This window comes from Sorangium sp. So ce1504 (assembly GCF_051521635.1).
GTDB lineage: Bacteria > Myxococcota_A > Polyangia > Polyangiales > Polyangiaceae > Sorangium > Sorangium cellulosum_B.
In genome coordinates this window covers 4451132-4472507 of the sequence record NZ_CP150365.1, presented here as the reverse complement: position 1 = coordinate 4472507, position 21376 = coordinate 4451132, and the positions used below count along the sequence as shown (strand labels likewise).

The following is a 21376-nucleotide window of genomic DNA, read 5'->3' as shown; positions in this document are numbered from 1 at the left end:
CGTATCGCGTGGCCAAGGCGAGCGGAAGGGCCCCTGCCCTCAAGCCGTCATCGCGCTCTGGGCCACCCCGTCCGGGCGCCCTGCCAGGAGCAACCTCGACGCCGGCCGCACGATCTCCTCGATCGCCCGCGCGGCCGCCTCGCCGCGCGCCGCGGCGCCGAACCGCCCGTGCGCCGCGAGCTGCGCACCTCCCGCGCTGTCGCCTCCCCCGAGCTCCGCGCGCCCGAGCCCCGCGAACACCTCTTCCACCGCCGCGCGCACCCGCTCGCCGCCCGCGCGGATCGCCCACGCCACCGTGCCCCACGCGAGCTCCGCGTGCCGCGCTTCGTCCGCGGCGATGATCGCGAGCGCGCTCCGCACCGCCGGGTCCTCCGCGGCGCCGAGCTCCTCGGCCGCGATCACCGCCGCGATGGTCTCTCCGATGCATCCCTCCTTCGCGGCGCGCGCCGCGATCGACGCGAGATCTGCCTCGACCTCCACCCGCCCGTCGAAGGGAAACGCGCCCGGCGCGATCGCCTCGCCCGCATAGGCGCTCGCGAGGGCAAAGCAGAGGCGCGCGTGGCGGGCCTCGTCGAGCGCCGCGCGGTGCGCCTCCTCCACGAGATCGGCCGGCGCGCCCGCGGCGAGCAGCTCGAGCGCGAAGCGGCCGAACGAGGCCACGGACGCGTGCTCGAAGAGCGCGTCGCGCGTCCACGCCGCGGCCAGCGCCGCCCGCAGATCCGCGGCGAGATGATCGATCCGCGGCGCGACGGCCTCCGCCGCGCCCCACCCGGCGCTGCCGCGGGCGCGGACGAACGGCGCTGTCCGCGCCGCCTCCTCGACGAGGTACGGGCGCCCCTCGCACATCGGGATGAAGTACGCCTCATAGCAGCACTGGCCGCCCTGCAAGGCTCCATCGCTCTTGACGCTGTGCGATCCGAAGCCGGACCGATTGAGGATCTCCTGCGCCTCCGGCCGCGAGGGGCACGCGACAGGCTCGCTCCCGCCGGCACCTCCGCCGCCCCCGGCTCCCCCCTCGCCGCCAGCATCTCCGAGGCCGTCAGCATCGTCCTGCGGCCACGCGAAGCAGGCCACCTTGGAGACGGGCTCGGGATCCTCGGGACAGCTGCTATAGGCAGTGATGCAGCCGGCGGCGCCCCCCGCGACGGGGAGCGCGAGCAGGGCGAAGAGGCGATGGGCAAGCGTGCGGCGGAAGGCATGTGCGGTGTTCATCGGGCACCTCGTGGATGAAGAGCAGGTCTGGACGCGCGTGCACGACGCATGCCTCCACCGAATTCAGGCCAACTTCGAGCTCCCGCGCCGGCAGAGTATGGTCGGGCAGTCATGGGGGTGGCGGGCCCGAAGGCGGGGCCCCTCCTGAGGCCGGCCCCTCCACTCCTGTTCATGCATCGTCGCCAGACTGGCGGGGAGAGCCGCGGACTCCCGGGCAACCTGGCCAGCTCCCTTCGCGCACGCCACGCTCACGCAGCTTTACGCCCTCTCGCGGATAGGGCACGTCCCTTTCCATGGAGGAGCCTCGAACCCCGACCGACGCGCAGCCCCCCGCCCCCGAGGCCGAACCGCCGGAGTCGCTCGAGGCGCTCGTGCCGAAGCGCAGGCTCTGGCCGGTCTTCGCGGTGCTCGGCCTCGTGATCGCGGCGGCGGGCCTCCTCGCCTTCCGCTCGATGACGGCGACCGATCCGCTGCGCATCCTCGTGGCGATCGATCTCGACGGGTACTGGTGGGAAGGGTCGCAGCCCGCGGCGAGGCTGGCCGACGAGCTCGGCGAGCACCTCGCGGAGCTCGGGTTCGATCCCGTGAAGGGCGGCGACCCGAAGGTGATGAAGGCGCTCGAGAGCGCGAAGGACCCGAAGGAGGCCGCGAAGGCGCTCGGCGCCGGCTTCATCATCGAGGCGCGCCTCGCGCCCGAGATCGTGGAGCACCCCATCAAGGAGGGTTACTTCGAGCTCCGGGTCGACGCGCCGGTGACGCTCACGTTCCTCGACAAGGGCACATCGACCGAGGGGCGGATCCGCGGCTACTCCGGGGCGACGAAGAAGGACCGCGCGATGGCGCTGCTCGCGAACTCCATGGCCTCTCAGGCGCTCGACGCGGTGATCGCGCAGCTCATGGACCACCCCTCGGTGCGCGAGATCACGGAGGGTTCGGACATCAAGCTGCTGGAGCGGCTGGCGTCGGCGCGCAGGTTCGTGAAGGACCGCGCCGCGAACCTCGACCGGGCCGCCGGCGCGTACGCCGCCCGCGCGAAGGAGATCGAGGCCGAGGAGCAGGGGCGCGTGACCTTCCTGTCGCCCCAGGCGGCGGAGGACCTGCTCGTGGGCACGGCCGAGGGCGGCTATTTCGTCAAGACGGCCGATGTCTCGGTGTTCCACTCGGTGAGGTCCAGGGACCTCGCCCGCAGCGAAGCGCTGGAGACGCTCGAGTGGCGGCCGCTCGATCGGCCGGCCGTCCCCACGACGGATCCCGGCGCGGTCAAGCCGATGTGGAGGGGGTATCACGTGTACTCGTATCCGTCGTCGCAGCGCGACGGCGACCGGGTCGCGCTGGTGGAGGACTTCTTCGGCTGGGCGAAGACGATCACGGTCGTCGACCGATCCGGGCAGAGCAAGCGCGTGCGCGTCGATCCGGAGCACCGCTTCGTCGACCCGAAGCTCGCCCCCGGCGGCAGGTTCGTGGCGGTCTACGATCGCCCGGAGGCGGGCGCGCAGGCCGATCTGATGGTGCTCGACACCGACGGCGGCAAGGAGGTGTTCGGCCTCCACACCGAGAATGAGTCGCTCGGCGGGTTCGCGTGGCTCGACGAGACGAGGCTCGCGTTCGTCTACGTGCCCGACGCGTCGGAGGGCGACGCGCCGCACCTCGCGGTGGTCGACGTGGGCAAGCAGCCGCTGTCGATCGAGCGCCCGTTCCGCGCGAAGCCCGGGGAGGATCTGCGCAACCCGGCGGCGTCGAGCGACGGGACGAAGATCGTGTGCGTCGTCGACGGCGACGAGCCGGGGATCGCGGTCATCGACACGGCGACGTGGCGCCGGAAGGTGTACGCGGCCCCGGGCGGGGCTTCGTGGCCCGCGTTCTCGCCCGACGCCGCGCGCGTCGCGTTCGAGACGCGGGGCGCGGGCGGTACGGACATCGCGGTGCTGGCGCTCTCCACGGGCGAGATCAAGAAGCTGACGGTGGGCTCCGCGACGGAGCGGGTGCCGCGGTTCTCCGCCGATGGGAAGCGCGTGCTGTTCGAGGTGCGGTACCGCGACCCGGTTTTCCCGCAGAAGCGGTCGATCTCGCGCATCGCGAGCGCGGCGGTCGAGCCGTGAGCGCGCCCCGCCTCCCTCCGCAGCACGGCGCCTGCGCCCCGCAGAACGCCGGCGCCCCGCCGCCGGACGCCGCCGCTCCTCCCGGCGAGGAGAGCGCCGCGACCGCGATGTTCTACCGCATGTCGGCCGAGCGCCTCCGCGCGCGCTGCCTGTGGAGCGGCCTCGCGCTCGCGCTGTCGGCGCTGGTGCCGTACGAGGTCGCCTACGGCCACGGGATCTTCGTGTGGAGCGTGCTCCCCGAGCTCGCGCCCGCCGCCCAGGTCGCCGCGCTCGCGCCCGCGATCGCGGGCCTGTGGCTGCTCTTCCTCGGCGCGCGCACCGCGCGGCGCGCGGGCCTGCTCGTCGAGCGGCCGACGTCGCGCGCCATCGCCGTGCTCGCCGCGTTCGTGGCCGTGAACGTCGCCGTGTGGATCGGCCGCCGGAGCTCGGCGTGGGACATGCTGCCGCTGCCGGACAGCCTGGTGACGCGGCCGGCCCCGTTCCTCGCGGTCTTCGCGTTCACCGCGGCGGGCGTGGTGCTGCGCTTCCACGCGCGGACGCGCAGGGGCGGCAGCGCGCTGCTCATCGCGTCGCTCGCCGCGGCGCTCGTCTTCTACTTCTGGCCGTCCCGCGGCGAGATCCCCGCGCAGACGATCGCGCGCGCGGCCGTGCTCGTCGCGACGCTGCCCGACGCCCGCTTCCAGCTCGGCTACGGCATGGTCCTGCTCTTCGTGCTCGGCCCGCTCGCGATCGCCCTGCTGGGCCTCGCGTACGCGCGCAGCGTGCCCCGGCGCGAGCACCCGGGCCTCGCGATCGCGGCCGTGTGGGCCATGCCCGGCCTCATGCTGCTCTTCGTGTACCGCGCGTTCCTCTCGGGCGGCTGGGGCGTCGAGGCGGGCACCGTCGCCTTCTTCGCGCTCCTGCTCGCCGCGGTCGTGGCGGCGCTCGCCTCCGCGATCGAGGTGCTCGCGCTCGGCGTGATGGTGCCCGAAGCCGAGCTGGAGCCAGGCATCGGGGCCAGCGCGGGCGGCGCCCGGCCGATCGTGGCGGCAGGCGCGGCCGCGGCCTCGGTCGCCGCGCTGCTGGGCGCGCTGCTCGTGCTCGGCCGCCCCGCGCCGAAGGGCGTCGACTGGAGGCTCGGCGCGCCCACGGCCGAATGGGACCGGGTGTACGGCGAGCTCTTGCCGAGCTGGGAGCGCGCGCGCATCGCCCGCGACGCGCACGCGCGCAGCGGACGCGCGCAGGGCACGGGCGCGGAGGCGCAGGTGCTGACCAGGGCGCGCAGCCGCGAGATGCTCGCGGTCGCCAGGGCGCAGCCCGACGGCGAGGACGTCGCCGCGGCGCTCGCGACGCTGGCCGCTCAGGTGGACGATCTCGAGCTCTCCGGCCGCGCGTTCGGCCGGCTCGTCGCCGAGGCCAACGACGCAGCGCGACGCGCCGGGCTCGGGTACTACCTCGACGCGGCCGTCAATCTCAGTGTCTCGGCCGACGGCGCCACGCGGCGCTTCTACACCACGCCTTACCGGGTCAGGGAGGTCCACGCCTACCGCGTCGGCGACGACCGCTTCGCGACGCTCCTCGTGGAGCCGATGACGGGCGAGCGCCGTGTCCACCTCGGCTTCTCGCGCGACCAGGATCCCTTCGCGCTCGTCCTCGGCTCCGAGGTCCGGTCCTATGCCGAGCGGTTCGATCAGGAGGGCGCGACGTGCCACGCGGCGGCGGACGGCGCTCACGCCGGCGCCCTCGCGCGCTGCGACGCCGCGCTGGCGAAGCTGCGCGAGCGCCTGGGCTCCACGCTCGAGCGGGCCGTGCTCGCCGGCACCGAGCGGCACGAGCTCCAGCACCAGATCGACGGCCCTCACCTGCCCCTCTCGCCCGCGGTGACCGAGCTGCTCGCCGGCTTCTCCGACGAGGCGCAGGACCGCGTGAGCCGCGAGCTCTCCGCGTACATCGCCGAGATGACGGCCGGCGACGCGCCGCCGCAGCTCACGCTCGTGCACCTGTTCCCCTTCGGCGTCGTGGCCCGCGGCGGCGCCGAGCGCCGGGTGGCCACGCTCGTCCTCGAGACGCTCTCCGGGAAGAAGCTGCGCTTCGGCGCGCGGGAGGTCGACCCAGACACGTACGCGCAGGCCTTCGAGGAGCAGGTCAGCCGCGGCGACGACGAGCTGCGCGAGGCCGCGCGGCGGGGCTACCGCGAGCACTTCGGGGTGGATCTGCAGGAGCCCGTGCGGGAGTGACCGCCCCTCTCGCCTGGAAGCGCCGCCGCGGCAGCCAGCCCCGCTCGCCTGTGCGCCTCAGGGCAGGACGCGCGTCCCCCGCGCCGCCGACAGCGCCGCGCCGCCGGCCCACGGCTCCATCCGGTCTCCCAGCGAGGCGCGCACCTTCGCGACCTCGTCCCGCGTGATGGCGGGCGCGCTGTTCCCCCAGCTCGACCGGACGTAGGTGAGCACCAGCGCGACGTCCTCGTCCGACAGCGTGACGCCGAGGTTCGGCATCACGTCGTTGTAGAGCGCGCCGTTCACCTCCATCGGGCCGGCGGCGCCGAGCAGCGTGATCCGGATCGGCGTCTCCTTGTCCTCGAGCAGCCATGAGGAGCCGGTGAGGGGCGGATAGCGGCCCGGCTTCCCCTCCCCCCTGGCCTGGTGACAGTTGGCGCACGAGCGATAATAGATCTTGCCGCCCTGGGCGAGGTCCTCGTCCGGGACGCCGGAGGCCGCCACGCCGCCCGTCGGCGTCCGGGCGTCCAGCTTCCGGAGGACCATCCACGGCAGCGCGAGCACGCCGAAGGCCACGATCAGCATGATCACCACGACGTGCGCCGTGCTCTGCGCTCCGTCTCGAGCGTCGTCGCGCTTGCTTGTTGGACCCACGGGGTGCTCCTCCGCCGCAGGTGAAGCGCACACGTCCGCGGCCGTCAAGGATCCCCTGACGCCCGCGGACGCGCCTCGGCTCGACGCGACTACGCGGTCGCCGCGGCCACGGCGACCGCGGCGCTCTCGCTCCTCGCGGCGGCGGCGCGCGGCGCCTTCTTGCGGGTGACGCTGCGCCGGCCATCGATGCTGACGGGCGCGTCCCCGTCCACCGTCACGCGGCGCACCACGCGGACCTGATCGCCGTAGTCGTTGATCGCGTAGTGCTGCGTGGCGCGGTTGTCCCAGACCGCCACGTCGCCCGCGGCCCAGCGCCACCGGACGGTGTTCTCGAGGCGCGTGACGTGCTCCTGGAGCACCTGGAAGAGGTGCGTCGAGTCGTGGGACGAGACGCCGAGCAGCCGCTTGACGAAGTGGCCGAGCACGAGCGACCGCTCCCCGGTCTCCGGGTGGACGCGCACGACGGGGTGCTCGGTCTCGTACACGGTCGACGTGAACACCTCCTGATAGCGCCGCACGTCGTCCGCCGACGAGCTCGGCTTCCGCGCCTGGTAGTCGTACTCGTTGCTGTGGACCGCCCACAGCGTGTCCGCGAGCGCGCGCAGCGCGGGCGGCAGATCCTGGTACGCGGCGACCGTGTTGGCCCAGACGGTGTCGCCACCGTACGCCGGGATCACGAGCGCCCGGAGGATCGAGGCCCTCGGGTAGGCGTCCACGAACGTGACGTCGGTGTGCCAGGAGTTCGCGCGCCCGCCCTCCCGCGAGTCGAGCTCATGGATGGTTTCGGTGCCATTGACCACGGGCACCGTCGGGTGCGCGACGGGCTTGGCGCCGAACAGCGTGGTGAGCGCCTCCTGCGAGCCGTCGTCGAGGTGGTGCTGGCCCCTGAAGAAGATGACCTTGTATCGCAGCCAGGCTTTCCGGATCTCGCTCACGGTGGCGGCGTCGAGATCGCCGCTGAGGCGCACGCCGCGCACCTCCGCGCCGATCCGGCCAGCGACGGGGACGATCTCGAGGACACTATTGCTCTGGTTCTGTGTAGCGCTCATGCGGAGTTCTCCTCGTGGCAGAGAAAGCGAAAAGGGTGCTGGGATGGCGTCGCGGTGCGGTGGTCGGCCATCGACCTGTCAGCTCAGTGCGACGCCGGTTTGTGTGCGATGGCGAAGAGCCGCTTCCCCTCGAGCCGGATGCCCTCGGGCGTCCGGAAGGCCTCGAGCTCGCGCTGGATGTCCTCGATGGCCTGGCTGCGCAGCGACTCGGGCAGGTGGCCGAGGAAGTTGCCGAACGAGCTTGCCTGCGAGAAGGCGATGGCGGCGCGCCCGTCCGGCTGATGGTGCACGTTCTCCTGGGCCTCGATCTTCTGCACGGTGAAGCCGGCGCCCCCGAGCAGCCCGGCGAGCTCCACGGCGGTGACCCAGTGGGGCGTCCCATCCCGGGACTCCGGATAACGCGCGTAGGGCTCGCGCGAGAGCACCTCCCGCTTGATGGCCTGCAGGCGGTTCGGGTGATCCTTCGCGCCCGTGGTGAGCCCGATCCGGCCCCCCGGCTTGAGCAGGCGGTGGATCTGCCGCAGCGGCTCGGTCTTCTCGGGGAGCCAGTGGAAGACGGCGTTGAGGTACACGACATCGAAGCTGCCGGAGGGGAGCCCGTCGAGCGCGTAGGCGTTGCCGACCTGGAAGGAGAGGTTCGCCTTCGCCTTCTGCTGGGCGATCTCCACGCGCAGCGGCAGCGGGTCGATCCCGAGCACCTTCCCGGTCGGCCCGACGAGGCCGGCCACGTGCTCTGCGAGCAGCCCGGTGCCGCTGCCGACGTCGAGCACGTGATCGCCGGGGCGGACGCCGAGCTCGGCGATCAGCCGCTTTCCATGGCGGAACTGCCGATCGGCGCTGCGGACCTCGTAGTCCTGCGCGAGCTGGGGCGTATCGAAGACGAGACTGAGACCACTCATGCGACGGCTCCGTGAAAAGGTTGTTCTCGGGCGCGCTCGGCGGGGTGACGGCCCGGGCGGCGCGCCGCCGCGGGCCCGGGCGGCGCGCCGCCGCGCCCTCCGTGCCGGGTCGCTGCTCCGACGCGCGTCGTCGTCGTCGTCGGCGTCGGCGTCGGCGTCGGCGTCGGCGTCGGCGTCGCACGCGCCGTGCCAGGCATTTCCACGCGTTTCGGCCGGACTTCGCGCGCCAGGTGCTGCGTCACGAGCACGCGGTCAGCAGCGCCTGCTGCCGAGGCCGCACCGCGCCCGCCGCGACCGCGCGAGCATGGCGCCAGAGCGGCGCAGGAGCGCGGCGGACAGGCCATGCCGGGTGTCCAAGCCGTGAACGATCCGGCGCTGGACGCGCGGTGTACAGCAAGAGTGGACCATTCGATAGGTTCACCTCTTTCAGAGGGCGCCCTGCCCTCATCGGGCTCTGTCGCCTCCACCGCTTCTGTCCGGCCGATCGTCGATTGATCGACGTTCACATCCCTGTGAACGCAGACGACCGGTGACCGGATGAAGCGCGCGGCGCGGGGGCGATGCGCGATGCGGCATGGCGAAGGCGTGACTCCACGCTCCCAAGCGCTCCTCTCCTGTGGCAGACTGCGCGCATGCTTTTTCATGTCGTGAGGAACGGTTCACTCGTCGGCGCGCTGCTGCTCGCGGCGGGATGCAGCTCGGGCGGCGGGCAGGCGCAGCCCGAGGGCGAAGGGGGGTCGGGCGCCACGGTGGGCAGCGGCGGATCGGGCGCGCAAACGAGCGGCGCAGGTGGCGCCGGGGGCGCGAGCTGCGCGGAGTTCGCGATGCCCACCGACGTGGACTGCGCTGCGCCGCTCGACGGCGTGCTGCCGGTGGACCTGCGCTGTACGGGGCTCTACGGGAACTTCGACCAGCGCGAGCTCGCGTGCGGTGTGCTCGAGTACAAGCCTGCCGTGGAGCTCTGGAGCGACGGCGCCGAGAAGCGGCGCTTCGTGTCGATTCCGAAAGGGCAGCAGGTGGACACGAGCAATCCGGACGCGTTCATCTACCCCGAGGGGACGCAGTTCTGGAAGGAGTTCAGCGTGACGGGCGCGGGCGGCGCGCAGCGCCTCGCGGAGACTCGCCTCCTGCGCAAGACGGCCGCCGGCTGGGTCTACACGAGCTATGTGTGGTCCGAGGACGAGAAGCAGGCGATCCAGATGCAGAACGACTTCGGCGTGACCGATCTCTACGGCACTGGCCACACGGTGCCGAACCGCGATCAGTGCAAGGAGTGCCACGTCGGACGCGTCGATTACGTCCTCGGCTGGGACGCGCTGATGCTCGGCTCTGGCGCCCAGGGGATCTCGGCCGAGACGCTGGTCGAGCTCGGCGTGATCGCGGACGCGAGCCATCTCGCCCTCACGATTCCTGGCAACGAGGTGGAGCGCCAGGCGCTCGGCTACCTACACGCCAACTGCGGCGTGAGCTGTCACAACGACCTGCCCGATGCGGCGGCCCACGATACCGGCCTGTACCTGCGGCTCGAGGCGAGCGAGCTCGGCGATGTGATGGCCACGGACGCCGCCCGGACGGCCATCAACAAGCGCCCCGCGGAAAACGCGAAGTACGAGGGCCTCACGAACCCCGACCCGGCCAACTGGTACGACATCCGGCCGGGGGACCCGTCGCGCAGCTTGCTTGTCGCCCGCCAGGTGCTCCGCGGCTTCGAAGGGCAGATGCCGCGCATCGGGACGCACAAGGTCGACGAGACGGGCGTGGAGGTGGTCTCGCGCTGGATCCAGGAGATGAAGGAAACCTACCCGCCGCCGGGACCCTAGTACGGCCTCGCCCAGGTCAGTCTCCGGTTGCGTGCAAGGTAGTTCCGAGCTGCCCGGCCCCGTGGAGCGCGCCTCATCGGCGTTAACCAAGCTCGTTCGGTCACGCTCAGGGCACGAAGCCTGCCCCCCTCCACCCTCGGTCACCGGCGTGAACGTTTACGTGAACGTAAACGTAAACGTTAGGATGTAGGAGAACGCGGCGCGAAGCGTGGTTAACGCCTATGCCACGGGGCGAGCAACGGGAACGATGTGCGGGATGCCAGGAGGGAGGCGGAGCGCCCTGGGCACTTCTGACGCCTGAGGGTGCGTGGCGGAGGGCGCTGATGGCGCCCCCCGAGCCCCGAATGTCGTGAGGCCGGCAGCTCGGATTCCCGCCGACCTCAAGCGTTCGCCAGGATCAGGTCGGTCCCGGGGCGCCGTCCGCGATCCATTTACGCAAGATCTCGAGCTGCGCCGGGCTGACCGTCGGCCCCCCCGTGCTGGGCGGCATCACGCCCGAGATGCACTGCGCCGTGGAGGACTGCTGGCAACCCGCGGCTTCCGCCTTGCCGGCGGCCTTGAGGTAGAGCCAGCTGTGGTCGGGGTCGCCCGGGACGACGAGCTTGAACTGGCCACCGCCGCGGGAGGCGACGTTGACCAGACCGTCGACGATCTCCTTGGAGCTGAGGCGGCCACCGAGCGACAGCCCCGCGTTGGGGCCCGACTCGGCGTGGCAGCCGCTGCACAGGTTCGTCGCGCTCTCGAAGATGGGCCGCACCTTCTCGTGGAAAACCCCTGACTCCACCGGCAAAGGCGCATTGGGATCCCTGACATCCTCAGGGTCCAGGTTCTCCTTGATGATCTTGATCTCGGTATCCATCTCGCGGCACTGCGCGACGAGATCGTCCTTCAGCTTCTGATCGGTCGGCAACATCCCCTTGGCGCGCCGGTACTTCTCCCACACGTTGTCGATCCAGCCGTGGAGCTTCCAGAACATGTAGTTGTCGATGTTCGCGTTGGTGTTGTTCACACCGTGCGTCGTGTTGCCCGGCCGCGCCCACTTGGCGTGCAGCACGAAGTGGAGACCCACCCACGGCATGTTGGTCGCCCCCGCCAGCTTCTGCCCCACGTTGCACTGAAGCCAGAAGCCGAGCTCGCCTTCGTCCTTGAACCTCGCGAGGTTCTCGGGCTTGTCGATCTCATCGCCGATTTTCCCGGCTTCGAGGGCGGCCGCGTCCCAGTTCTTCCACGCGGAGCGCCACTGAGACGGCACATCTTCCGCCTTGGTTGGGAACTTGGTGAAGCCCGTGAACTGCTCTTTATGATTGGGCCAGAGCTGCTGCAGCGCCTGGATCATGTGGCGGTGGAACACAAGGAACTGATAGCCGTCGCCGGCGCTCTGACAGTTCTGATCCTGCGGGACCAGCTGCTTGAACTTGCAGATGCCCACCTTGCTCCCGGCGCCCCCGAAGTTGCAGGCGCGGATCGCGTGCCACTCGACGTGAGCGTCCTGCCACCTGTTTTCATACATCCAGTCCAGGACCTGGGGCTGCACCGTCGTGTCGACGATGTCCGGACTGTTGTTGCCGGGCGGAAAGAACTCCGCCGGGCCGTCCTTCATGTTGGGATCCGAGTCGCTCGGGTGGGGCATGTACCCGCTCACGCAGTGGTCGTACGCAGGATGGTCGTCCGGACCGCCGCCGACACCGGCACCTCCTGTGCCCGCGCCCGAGCCCGAATCCGCGCCCGTGCTCGCCTGCGAGCCCGCACCGGTGCCCGTGCCCGCGCCCGTGCCCGCGCCTGAGTTCACGCTCGATTGCGAGCCCGCGCCGCCCGTCCCGCCCGTCGCGTCGGGTCCTCCCGCGCCGCCCTCCGACGCGCCGCTCAACGAGTTGCCATCGTCACCGGCGCACGCGCTGAGCAACAACGCGGCCAGCGCGGCGAGCGTGGCCAGGCCCCGCCGGGATGTACGGAGGTCGGTTGCAGAACCCTGGTGCAGGTCGATATATCGCATGTCGCTCTCTCAGGCTCTCAGGCCGTTAGGCTCAGTCCGTCAGGCGCAACCCGCCTCACCTCGGGCAGGTAACACCACTCTACCAGCGCCACGCGAACTTCGTCAACGGTGTTAACGAATGTACTGTACTCGTGTATTTATAAACCTTGTGAACGCTCACAGGCAGGCTGTGCAGTGAGGGCGGCCGATTCGACGCGTGGTGACTCGGTGGCCAGGCCATCGGCTTCAGATGTCGAGTCGAGCGAGGCGACTCGCTAGCGCCGGTGTCTCAGCGGACGTGGATATCCGGCTTCGGCGCCGCAGCCATCCCCTCCCCGATATGGAAGCTCGGGTGAGGCGGCTGGTTGTAGGCGCCGTTTTGCCACGAGATGGCAACGCGGTACTGCGGATCGTGCATCAAGGTGTAGATCCGGTTCGTCGCGACCTGGTTCGTGGTGAAGATGCGGATGGAATCGCCGCAGCGGAAGATCACCTCTTCACGCCAGTCGCCCAGGATATCGGCGCTGAGCGTCGGCGAGCTCTTCGTGCCGTTGTTCGAGGCACACCCGGCGGCCGTGAAGTTCCCCCCTTGGCCGTCGGCCTGGCGGATGCCGTTGCCGTCGAGGAGCTCCCGGCTCGGGTCCGCGTCCCACCAGATGAGGAAGTTGCTCGACGCAGGGCGGCTCCCGACGCCATCGCCGTCCGAGCCGCGCAGCAGCTCGCTGTTGTTGACCCACGCCTCGCTGCCAGGGCTGCGCGGATCGACATCCGCCGCCACGCCCCGGCCAGGGCCCTCCTCGCCGCCGTTGCCTGGCCCCTTCCAGACGACCTCGCACGTGCGGGCGTCGCGCATGGCGTAGGCGGGCGACTCGCTGCCCTCGTACGGCTGGAACACCTCGAGACCAGGGCGCGACGGGATGTGATCCGTGACGTGCAGCGCGTCGCCGTGAGCGTAGTAGTCCACCGCGCAGAGGCCCGTGCCGTCGTTGTCGAACGTGGCGCCCCCGTTGATGATCTCCTGCTGCGGGTCGTCGTCCACGTTCGCGACGCTGATGGAGTGGCAGCCCTTGCCGCCGAACGCCTCGTTGGCGCGGCTAGAGCTGGAGTCGAACGTCCAGAGGCTCGAGAGCGCGCCGTCGCGGTAGTTCCAGGCCGAGAGCGTCGTGCGCGCGTAATAGCCGCGCCCGAATACAACGCTCGGGCGCCCCGTGTCGTCGAGGAACGCGATGGTGCCGACGAAGCGGTCGACGCGGTTGCCGTAGCACTCGTTGTTGCCCCAGCTGCACGGGTCGCCGCGCCCGACCTTGAACTCGGTCGTTGCGAGCTCTGCGCCGGTGTCGCCGGCGAACACGGTGAGGTACTCCGGGCCGGTGAGGATATAGCCGTCGTTGTTGCGGTAATCCTTGGAATCGTCATCGCCGGCCGCGGGCCCCTTGCTCAGGTACTCGCCCCTCCCATCGCGCGTCCCCGGCGCCGTCTTGACGGCCACCTCCGCCTTTCCGTCGCCGTCGAGATCGTACACGAGGAACGGCGAGTAGTGCGCTCCGGCCCGGATGTTCACGCCGAGATCGATGCGCCAGAGCCGTTTGCCGTCGAGCGAGTAAGCGTCGAGGTAGGTCTTGCCGGTGCGGCCGGCCTTCGAGTTGTCCTGGAGGTTCGACGGATCCCACTTGAGGATGATCTCGTAACGCCCGTCGCCGTCCACGTCTCCCACGCTGCCATCGCCGCTCGAGTACGTGTAGCCGTCCCCTGCGGGCGGCGGTGTCGTCGGGATGGACAGGGTTCCATCCTTCCACACGGGCGCGGACTCCGACTCGCCTTGCTCGACGCCGCCGATGACGGCGCGCACGGTGTAGACCGAGCTCGGAGAGCCGTCGCGGTCCACGAGGTTCGTGGAGTCCGCGAGCGGCGCGGCGTTGACCTTGGCGCCGTCGCGGTAGACGTTGAACGCGATGTCGTCGGGGTCGTAGCCGAACAGGCGAAAGCCCACGTACGTGCCGCCGTCCGTGGGCACGGCCACGACACCGCGGTCGAGGTCTTCCATCTGCGCGAACCCCGTCGGCCCGCCGGCGCCCGCGCCGCCGCCCGAGCCGCCGCTGCCGGTCGCGGCGCTGGTCGCAGCGCCGCCGCTGCCGGACGCAGCGCTGGTGCCCGCGCCGCTGCCGCTACCGCTGGACGCCGCGCCGGTCGCGCCGCCGCCCGTCCCGGCGCCCTCCCCGCCGGCGCCGTCCGAGCCGGTTCCGGGTTCACCGCTCGATCCGCATGCCAGGTGAGCGGCGGCGAGCGAAAAGCAAATCAAGAAAATAGGTCGTCTCATGCATACCTCGCGCGGCCCCTCATCGTCCGGTCGGCGCCTCGCCTCCCGGCCGTGAGCGGAATGGTGGCCTCGTTTCTCACCCAGGTTGTGAGAGCAGGACGAAGTCAGTCACAAGAATTGCATGGGACGCACGATTTCTCGGGCATTGAAAATTTACCGCCCCGCACCTTAGGACAACGGGCTCGACTGGCCCGAGCCCCATCAGGGCAGCAGGAGCTCGCGCTCGAACGGCTCGTCGCGAGACCTGTCGTGGCGGGGATGGGGATGGCGCTGCTGCCGTGAAGGCGCGCGCGGCGCTTCTGCAGCGGTTTCCGCCCACCTCTGCACCATCCAGAGCACAGCGGCAGCAGAGCGGCGGTCTCCCGCACAGGAGACGGGCCCAGATCGGCGTTTTCGGCGCGCAAGCGCACTCCGGTGCGCTGAGCACCGAAAACGCCGAGGTGGGCCCGTATCCGAAGCGGGTGACCGCCGCTCTAGCCCTGCCGGGCGACCGTGAGGACGCGGAACGTCTGGTCGGCGGCGGCGCCCGGCTTGCGCCGGGTGCCCCACCCCACCGCGGCCCGGTAGCTCCCGAGCAGCCCGGACGCCTCGAGCCGTCCCTCGTCCACGGCGACCGGCCGCTCCGCCTCCGGGGCCACGTAGAGCGCGTCCACCGGGCAGTAGGCCTCGCACATGAAGCACGTCTGGCAGTCGCCCTGCCGGGCGATGACCGGCGCGCCGCCCGGGACGCGCTCGAACACGTCGGTAGGGCAGACCTCGACGCAGAGATCGCACCCGATGCACCGGGCATCGCTGACGAGCTCGATCATGGCGCCTGCGCCTCCGCCGCGGCCGCGCCGATCGACGCCGGCGCGGCGGACTCGGGGCGCACCCACACGTGGTCCAGACCGCCGGTGATCAGCCGCCGCTGCTGCGCCGGATCGAGCCCGGGATGGTCCGTGTGTTTGTGCATGCCGCGCGTCTCGGTGCGCGCGCGCGCCGCGTTGAACATCCAGCGCGCGGTGGCCACCATCGCGGCGCTCTCCCGCGCCCGCACGGCCCCGCGCACCGCCGCCCCGGGCGAGGCCTGCCGCACCTCCCGCCACAGCCCATCGAGCCTGTCGAGCGAGGCCGCGAGCCCCCGCGCGGTGCGGAAGAGGTTCTTGTCGTACGGGAACACCTCGTCTTGCACCGACCGGATCACCCCCTCCGCGTCGAGCGGCCTCGTCCCGCCCGCCGCCGGGAGCGCGGCGCGGCCGGCCCCCTCGACGACCCGCCGCCCGGCGCGCGGGCCGACGCTGCGCGCGAACAGGGCTGCTCCCTCGCCGGCCCACTGGCCCGAGGAGATGGCCCACGCGGCGTTGTGGCTGCCGCCGCCCGTGAATCCGCCGCAGATGAGCTCTCGTGTCGCGGCGTCTCCGGCGGCGTAGAGCCCCGGCGCCGATGTGGCGCAGCCGTGACTGGTGATGCGGATCCCGCCCGTGCCGCGCACGGTGCCCTCGAGCCGCAGCGTGACGGGGAACCGCTGCCGGAAGGGATCGATGCCGGCGCGATCGAAGGGAAGGAAGAAGTTCGGCTGGGCCGTGCGCATCCACGCCTGGAGCGCCTCATCGGCCTTGTCGAGCCGGGCGTAGACCGGCTGCGTGAGGAGGGTCTCCGCGATCACGGACCGGCCGCGCCGCGAGCCGGCCCCCTCGATGACGCGCCCGTCCTCGTAATAGAACGTCGCCCAGTTGTAGAAGAGGGTCTTGGTGACCGACGCGAAGGCCGGGGCGATCGCGTAGGCGTTGGAGAACTCCATCCCTGACATGTCGGCGCCCGCCTCGGCGGCCATCAGCCCTCCGTCGCCGGTGAGGACGTTGGTGCCGAGCGCCTTGCTCAGGAAGGCGCAGCCGCCGGTGGCGATGACCACGGCCCCGGCCCTCACCACCCACCTGTGCCCGAGCTGCCGGCAGATGCCGGCCGCCCCGGCGACCACGCCGCTCGCGTCGACGAGGAGCTCGATCGCGGGGCTGTGATCGAGGATGCGGACGCCCGCGAGCTTCACCCGCTTGCGCATGAGGCGCATGTACTCGGGGCCTTGCAGGCTGCGGCGGACGGGCTGCCCGCTGTCGTCGACAGGAAACGGATAACCCCAGGTCGCGAGGTCGTTCACGCTGGCCCACGTCTTGTCGAGCACGCGGTCCATCCAGCCGCGGTCCGCCAGGAAGCCGCCCAGCCCCTCTCGGCTGGCCTTGGCCGCCTCGCGCATCTCGGGGACCGGGGGCACGTACCACACGCCGACCCCCGAAGGCGCCGTGGCGCCGCTGCTGCCGCAATACCCCTTGTCCGCGAGCACGACGCGCGCGCCCTTCGCCGCCGCGGCGAGCGCGGCCCAGGTCCCGGCGGGCCCGCCGCCCAGCACCAGGACGTCGGCCTCCAGCGCCAGCGTGTCGCTCCCGTCGAGGACGCGTCCGACCTCGCCCTCAGGCTCCAGTTCCTCGCTCATGATGGGAAGGCTCCCTTGTTCAGGCCAGCTGCCTTGTCCGCCCCTCTTCACTTCACTGCGATTGCAGCCGACATGCCATGGCCCGTTTCCCTGCGTCGAGCCGGCGGGCGGTGCCCTCGTTGCTGGCGAGGCACCAGGGCCTGCTGCCCCGGTGCTGCTCCGGGCGCACCTCCGCGGGCCCCGCGCGCGCCTCCGGGCGCACCTCCGCGGCCCCGCGCGCGCCTCGACCCCTGGGCCGCGGCTACTGCAGCCGGAAACCCATCGCCAGGAGCGCCGCCAGAAAGAGCAAAACCGCTGTGTTCGCCGGGTGAGAGGAGACCCGTACGGGCGCGGGACCGCTTGCGGTTAGCCGATCGTGGCCCAACGCCAGACTTATGAAAGTTTCCACTATAGCTATATCCGGACTCGGCCTCGCTGCGCTGGCGACGGGGTGTGGCAAGGAGGAACGTGCGCTCGCGGAGGAGCGCCCGGCACAGCCCGCCATGGTCGAGCGGCAGCCCGCCGAGCCGCCGCTCGTCGCCACCGAGGTGCCCGTGCCTGGCGATCTGCCGGCGTTCGTCGTCACCGGGCCTCTCGGCGCGTGTCCGCGGATGGTGTTCCTTCACGGCATGTGCGGGCATGGGCTGGGCTACGTGCAAGCTTTCGCGAGGGCGGCGCGGGAGCACGGCGGTGTGCTCGGGCTCCAGGGCAACGTGCCCTGCGGCGCCGGCGGGGTGTTCAGCAAGTACTCGCCCGACGCCGAGGAGCAGGACGGCCGCATCCGGAGCGCGCTGGCGGTGTGCGGCGGCGAGGCGGAGGACCTCGTGGTCATCGGTTACTCGCAGGGTGCCTATATCGCGGAGCGGCTCGCGGAGCGGTGGCCGGAGCGGTACTCGCGGCTGGTGCTGCTCGGCGCCCCCACCACGCCCTCGGCCGCGCGCCTCCGGGACATCCGGGGAGCGGTGATGATCAGCGGCGAGCTCGACGCCACGTACCGCATGAAGGAGGGCGCGAGCGGGCTCCTCGCCGCGAAGATACCGGCGGTCTACCGGGAGATGCCCGGCGCGCACCACGGAGAGCTGCCGGACGCCGAGCGGGTGATGGACGAGGCGCTCGACTGGCTCGACGAGAACGCGCGGCCCCGCCTATGACCGGGGGCCCGGCGCGCGTGTGTTATGGATCTCGCGCAGAGCGTCGAGCGCGCGCCCTCCGAGGCGCCGCGGGGCGTGGCAGGCAAGGAGAGCAGCCGTGGAGCGAAAGAACTATCCTGCGCTGGGTGATCCGGCGGGTCCGTACGTTCATGCCGTCGAGCACAACGGCCTTCTGTTCCTTTCAGGGCTGACGGCCTTCGGCTCGCCCGCTCAGAAGGGCAGCGTGTCCGAGCAGGCAGAGGCGATCTTCTCCCAGATCGCGAGCATCGCGCGCGCCGAAGGGGTCGGCCTGGACGCGATAGCCAAGGTGACGATCTTCGTCACGAGCCTCGACGAGCTCGTGGCGTTGAGAGAGACCCTGTTTCGAATCTATGGCGCCGCGCTGCCGGCGAGCTCTCTGGTCCGTGTCGCCGGGCTCTTCTCCCCTGATCTGACGATCGAGGTGGAGGCAGTGCTCGCCCTCTCTTGAGCGCCTGTCCGGCGGCGCGGGCCGGGATCACACCGCGGGCGCCGCGCCTGCCGCGCGGGAGCACCCCTCGACGTCCTCCCAGAACGTCGGGTACGTCTTCGCGACGCAGGCCGGATCCTCGATGGTGATCCCCGGCCGGCACAGCCCCAGGATCGCGAAGCTCATCGCCATGCGGTGGTCGCTGTAGCTGCGCACGAGCGCGGGCGTCAGCGGCCGAGGCTCGATACGGAGCCAGTCGTCGCCGTGGGTCACCTCCTGGCCCAGGCGGCGGAGCTCCGCGACCGTGGCGGCGAGGCGGTCCGTCTCCTTGATCCGGATGTTCGCCACGTTCCGGATCGTCGTCGGCCCCTCGAGGAGCGGAGCGATCGCGGCCAGCGTCATCACGGTGTCCGAGATGTGGTGCATGTCGACGTCGATGCCGCGCAGGCGCCCGTCGCTGCGCACGGTGGTGGCATCGGCCTGCCGGCTCACGCGCGCGCCTGCCTGCTCCAGGAGCTCGACGAACCGGTAGTCTCCCTGCAACGCCCCCTCGGAAAGTCCGGGCACGGTGATGGCGCCGCCCGCGGCCGCGGCGAGCGCGAACGGATAGCTCGCGGACGACGCGTCGGGCTCGATCGGGTACGCCCGCGGGCGGTACCCCGCGGCGGGATGGACCGTGAACCCGCCCGCGGCCTCGTCGATGCGACCGCCGAAATCCGCGACCATGCGCCGCGTGATCTCGACGTAGGGGCGACTTACCAGCTCGCCGGCCACGCGCAGGTCGATGGCGGCGTCGGCGAAGGGGCCTGCCATCATCACCGCCGAGAAGTACTGGCTGGAGCGATCGCCGCGCATCGTCAGCGTGCCGCCCTTCAGCCGGCCGCCCCGGATCCGGAGCGGCGGGCACCCGGTCGCGCACTCCACGTCCGCCCCGAGCTGCCTCAGGCCGTCGACCAGATCGGCGATCGGCCGCTTGGCCATGTGCTCGTCGCCGACCAGCACCACCTCGCCCGGCACGAGGCACGCGAGCGCCGCGAGGAACCGCACCGTGGTGCCGCTGTTCCCGATGAACAGCTCGCGCCCCGGCGCGCGCAGCCGGCGCCGCCCTCCCTTCACCACCAGCGTGTGCGGCCCGGCGTCCTCGATCCCGATCCCCAGCGCTTCCAGGGCGGATCGCATGTGCCGCGTGTCGTCGCTATGGAGCACCCCCTCCAGCGTGCTCTCACCGTCGGCGAGCGCAGCCAGCACGAGCGCGCGGTTCGTGATGCTCTTCGAGCCAGGGACCCGCCAGATCCGATCCGGCGGCGAGGACAGCGGGGTGATGGGCAGTGGACCGGCAGGGATCATGGGGGCGGCGGACTATAGCGGGGCGCATCTTCGTGCGCCACGGGCTCATCGCGCCGCGCGACGGAGCCCGGATCACACGAATCTGCGCGGCGCCGCGCCGCCGCGCCTCACTGCGGCGCGTACGCCTGGAACTGACCGCCCACGTGCAGCAGCGCCATGAAGTACAGCATGCCGTCGTAGTAGCGGTACTGCCCGCTCGGGGGCTCGAGGTCCCAGAGCGCCTGGACGAAATCGGCGGACCGCGGGCCTTTGGCCGCCAGGCTGGCGGCCGCGTTCATGGCGACGAGCCCCGAGGAGTGGTCGGCGCTCAGCGCCTCGCCGTCGAGAGAGAACTGGTTCCCGTACTCCGCTCCTTGCGCCTCGAAGAACGCCTGGATGCGATCGCTGAGCTCCTGCTGGCGCTCATCCTTCGCCCACCACGCCCAGTCGACGGACCAGTTCATCGCGGTGCGCCACGCGTCGAAGCGGAAGTCCACGGACTCGGGCTTCCACGACGCCGCCTTGGGCGTGCCGTCGAAATTCGCGTAATCGGGCGTGAGCCCCGTCTCCGGGTGGGCCGCGAGGTGGAAGTAGCCGCGGCTCACCTCGGCCGCCTCGCTCCAGAAGGCGCGGTCCGCTTCCGGACCGTACTTGGCCCAGATCTCGTAGAAGGCCGGCAGGTGATACGACGGATCGGTGTGGTCCCCGTTGGTCTCGAAGTTCCCCGTGTCCGGCGTGAAGCGGATCTGGTGGTTCTCGGTGTTGAAGAGCGTCGACCCGGTCGTCGTGCGCGTCTCCCCGTTCCCGAAGGACTCCCCGGTGATCTCCGGTCGGTTCTTCATCAGGTCGAGCAAGCGATCCGCTTCCGCCCGGTAATTGTAGATGCCCTCACCATTGCCCCAGCGCCCCGACGCGAAATAGAGCGCCGTCGCGAAGTACTCCTCGCCGTCCGGCGCCGGCATCTCGTCCAGCGGGGTGCCGTCGAAATTCATCTGCCACGAGAAATACCCGTACGCCGGGTGCGTCTCGTCGGCGTGGAACATGTAGGTCTTCGCCCAGTTCCAGAGCGCGTTGAACTCCGCCTGATGGTCTGTCTGGACGGCGATCATCATGCCGTAGCTCATGCCCTCCGAGCGCACGTCCTCGCTCGCGATGTCGCGGATCTGCGCGAGCGGGCCGTTGTCGTTCTCCTCTTGCGCGAAATAGACGGCCTCTTCGGCCGGATCACCCTTGAAGAGATGGTCCCAGGCGGCCGCGATCTTGGCATTCACCTCGTCCTGCGTGCGCCCGTTCTCGACGAAGAGGTTGCGGTACTCCCCCGTATCGACAGCACCGCTCCCGCCAGGCGTCGACGCGCCGCCCCCGCCGTCGCCGCCCCCGCCCCCACTCCCGCCTCCGCCATCGGCAGAGCCGCCGGTCCCCCCTGCTCCGCCCGTGCCCGAGGACACGCTCCCTGCACCGCCGGAGCCACCGTCGTCATCCCCGCACGCGACGGCCGCCAAGAGCAGACCCACCGAGAGAAACCGCAGCGAATTCCGATTCATAAGATAGACCTCCTGTGACGAAGCCCAGCGTGATCCCCGTGGATCGGGCACCGTTCAGGCCGCCTCGCCGTGCATGACACGCCATGATCCGACGCGCGCAACAGCGCCGCGGCTCGGTTGCGAACACCCCAGCTCAGGACGAACGCTGTTTGACAGTGATGCTCACGACCGCAGACGCGAGAGCGCCCGGGGCGTCACGCGATGAACAGTGACCATGGAATAATCTGGGCTCTCTGTAAAGACA

Annotated in this window: 15 protein-coding genes; 5 read left to right on the top strand and 10 right to left on the bottom strand. The window is 71.2% G+C overall.

The window, feature by feature from the left end; translation table 11 throughout:
• Window positions 1-39 precede the first annotated feature (39 nt).
• Window positions 40-1212 (bottom strand): ferritin-like domain-containing protein, encoded by a 1173-nt coding sequence (locus WMF39_RS16860; protein WP_437746511.1) that lies wholly within the window; start codon window positions 1210-1212, stop codon window positions 40-42.
• 293 nt (window positions 1213-1505) lie between these two features.
• On the opposite strand from WMF39_RS16860, the gene WMF39_RS16855 reads away from it, so the two are divergent.
• Window positions 1506-3311: a hypothetical protein gene (locus WMF39_RS16855; protein WP_437746510.1), complete on the top strand. Its 1806-nt coding sequence runs from the start codon at window positions 1506-1508 to the stop codon at window positions 3309-3311.
• Window positions 3308-5527: a hypothetical protein gene (locus WMF39_RS16850; protein ID WP_437746509.1), complete on the top strand. Its 2220-nt coding sequence runs from the start codon at window positions 3308-3310 to the stop codon at window positions 5525-5527. Before WMF39_RS16855 ends, WMF39_RS16850 begins: the two co-directional genes overlap by 4 nt.
• A gap of 57 nt (window positions 5528-5584) precedes the next feature.
• Here the strand turns inward: WMF39_RS16850 and WMF39_RS16845 are convergent, their stop codons facing one another.
• The 3 genes from WMF39_RS16845 to WMF39_RS16835 form a co-directional block, all read right to left on the bottom strand.
• Window positions 5585-6160, bottom strand: coding sequence for a c-type cytochrome (locus tag WMF39_RS16845; protein WP_437746508.1), 576 nt, complete (start codon window positions 6158-6160; stop codon window positions 5585-5587).
• 89 nt (window positions 6161-6249) lie between these two features.
• Entirely contained in the window at window positions 6250-7209 is a 960-nt protein-coding gene (locus WMF39_RS16840) for a TauD/TfdA dioxygenase family protein (RefSeq protein WP_437746507.1), read from the bottom strand.
• 83 nt (window positions 7210-7292) lie between these two features.
• Entirely contained in the window at window positions 7293-8108 is an 816-nt protein-coding gene (locus tag WMF39_RS16835; RefSeq protein ID WP_437746506.1) for a class I SAM-dependent methyltransferase, read from the bottom strand.
• A 647-nt stretch (window positions 8109-8755) separates the two neighbouring features.
• On the opposite strand from WMF39_RS16835, the gene WMF39_RS16830 reads away from it, so the two are divergent.
• On the top strand, window positions 8756-9928 hold the full coding sequence (locus WMF39_RS16830) for a hypothetical protein (RefSeq protein WP_437746505.1): 1173 nt from the start codon (window positions 8756-8758) through the stop codon (window positions 9926-9928).
• 397 nt (window positions 9929-10325) lie between these two features.
• Here WMF39_RS16830 and WMF39_RS16825 read toward each other — a convergent pair whose 3' ends face one another.
• From WMF39_RS16825 to WMF39_RS16810, 4 genes are all read right to left on the bottom strand, one after another.
• Window positions 10326-11921 carry a hypothetical protein gene (locus WMF39_RS16825; protein ID WP_437746504.1) on the bottom strand — a complete coding sequence of 532 codons (1596 nt, stop codon included), beginning with the start codon at window positions 11919-11921 and terminating at the stop codon, window positions 10326-10328.
• A 268-nt stretch (window positions 11922-12189) separates the two neighbouring features.
• Window positions 12190-14217, bottom strand: a complete 2028-nt coding sequence (locus WMF39_RS16820; protein ID WP_437746503.1) for a rhamnogalacturonan lyase — start codon at window positions 14215-14217, stop codon at window positions 12190-12192.
• Window positions 14218-14690: 473 nt separating this feature from the next.
• The gene (locus tag WMF39_RS16815; protein WP_437746502.1) at window positions 14691-15026 is read right to left on the bottom strand and encodes a 4Fe-4S binding protein; all 336 of its coding nucleotides are present in this window, start codon (window positions 15024-15026) and stop codon (window positions 14691-14693) included.
• Entirely contained in the window at window positions 15023-16684 is a 1662-nt protein-coding gene (locus tag WMF39_RS16810; protein ID WP_437746501.1) for an FAD-dependent oxidoreductase, read from the bottom strand. Before WMF39_RS16810 ends, WMF39_RS16815 begins: the two co-directional genes overlap by 4 nt.
• 482 nt (window positions 16685-17166) lie before the next feature.
• Between WMF39_RS16810 and WMF39_RS16805 the strand changes: the two genes are divergently transcribed.
• Window positions 17167-17814 (top strand): alpha/beta hydrolase, encoded by a 648-nt coding sequence (locus WMF39_RS16805; RefSeq protein ID WP_437746500.1) that lies wholly within the window; start codon window positions 17167-17169, stop codon window positions 17812-17814.
• 97 nt (window positions 17815-17911) lie between these two features.
• A complete protein-coding gene (locus WMF39_RS16800; protein WP_437746499.1) occupies window positions 17912-18283 on the top strand; it encodes a RidA family protein in 372 nt (123 codons plus the stop codon).
• Window positions 18284-18310: 27 nt separating this feature from the next.
• Here the strand turns inward: WMF39_RS16800 and aroA are convergent, their stop codons facing one another.
• Both aroA and WMF39_RS16790 read right to left on the bottom strand, forming a co-directional pair.
• Window positions 18311-19609 carry a 3-phosphoshikimate 1-carboxyvinyltransferase gene (gene aroA, locus WMF39_RS16795; protein ID WP_437746498.1) on the bottom strand — a complete coding sequence of 433 codons (1299 nt, stop codon included), beginning with the start codon at window positions 19607-19609 and terminating at the stop codon, window positions 18311-18313.
• Window positions 19610-19716: 107 nt separating this feature from the next.
• Complete coding sequence (locus WMF39_RS16790; RefSeq protein ID WP_437746497.1) at window positions 19717-21132, bottom strand: glycosyl hydrolase family 8; 1416 nt, start codon at window positions 21130-21132, stop codon at window positions 19717-19719.
• Window positions 21133-21376 lie beyond the last annotated feature (244 nt).